We start from the raw sequence: 1182 nt of genomic DNA on the forward strand, positions 1-1182 counted from the left end.
TGACTTGGTCGATCTGTGCCCACGACGCCCAACCAATGGCTGCAACAAAAAACAACACCATAACCCACAACATTAGTCGGGCACTATTTGGGGTGTTGAGAAGCAGTGCGGCGGTTTTGTCATCGACAAAATCCAGCTCATCATTGCTGAGTTTGTTGTAGTTGTCTCGGCTCATCACATTCTCTGCTTATATAAATACGGATTATCTTTTTGATCTTATTATTATTACCCGATCATGTCAGCATTCCGGCTAATAAAAATAAGTAACAGAGGACATTCGCTCTGGTTACCCGTCTGGCTTCAGCCCGTTCTTGCTGAAAGGCTAAAGAGATTTTGAGGTATTGCTACTGAGCCTTAAACTTCGATTTGTCCAACTGATGTTTTTTTAGTTTGTCGTACAAGGTCTTGCGTGACACCTGTAATTCTAGTTGAACCTCTTTAAGTCTGCCTCTGTGTCGCTGTAATGCATCAAATAACAGACAATATTCAAAGTGTTCTGTGCGTTGAGTCATGCTCTGAATTTCGATGCTCTTTTCACTGTCCCAATCTTCCATGCGAAAAGTCTCAGGTTTGAGAGCGCGCAGCTCCGCAAATTGGCGCAGTTGTTTAACGTTTTCTGGCCAAGAAAGCTCTGTAATTCGGCGTACTTCGTCCAAACTGATGTGCGGTGGTTGCAGCTGATAACGGCTTGCTGCATGACGTACGAAGTGTTTGTAAAGTGGGCCAATATCTTCTTTGCGTTCATCCAGCGTTGGTAAGTGGATGAGCGTTGCGAACGTTTTAACATCGGCATCAACCTTGGTCGTCGCACCAAATACGCGCTCCAATTTCGGGTGGTTAAACAGGCATTGCCACTGTGCGAGCGAGATATGTTCTGCGCTGTGCAGGTACAAACTGCAACGGTTTGAGTCTTCCGTCAGGTGGTCAATGGCTTTGTCGAGTGCATCTAGCGACAGTTCGTAAAGGTCTTCACCTGATGCTGCAATCAGCTCGCTGTCTGGTGTGGCGTGAATATCGTGAGCAAATTGCGCAGCTAATCGGCGACCAGTGCCGTCTTGTCCCACGAAAATCAGAGGTTGGTTCGTCGGTGCGCTGATTAAGGCTCGGCGAATACTCACCATGACTTTACTGTGACCAATCATTTTTGGGCCGACATGGGTTTGCATGTCGAGCTCTTTCTTT

At 46.6% G+C, this 1182-nt stretch carries 1 protein-coding gene and 1 pseudogene; both read right to left on the minus strand.

Annotated features, from left to right (window positions below; genetic code table 11):
- Positions 1–175 (minus strand): annotated as a pseudogene (locus R8N28_RS25880) (HlyD family type I secretion periplasmic adaptor subunit); the annotation flags it as partial.
- 169 nt (positions 176–344) lie between these two features.
- Positions 345–1182: helix-turn-helix domain-containing protein (locus tag R8N28_RS25885; protein WP_318183740.1), on the minus strand; the 838-nt coding region annotated here is incomplete at its 5' end.

This window comes from Vibrio sp. Vb1554 (genome assembly GCF_033344235.1).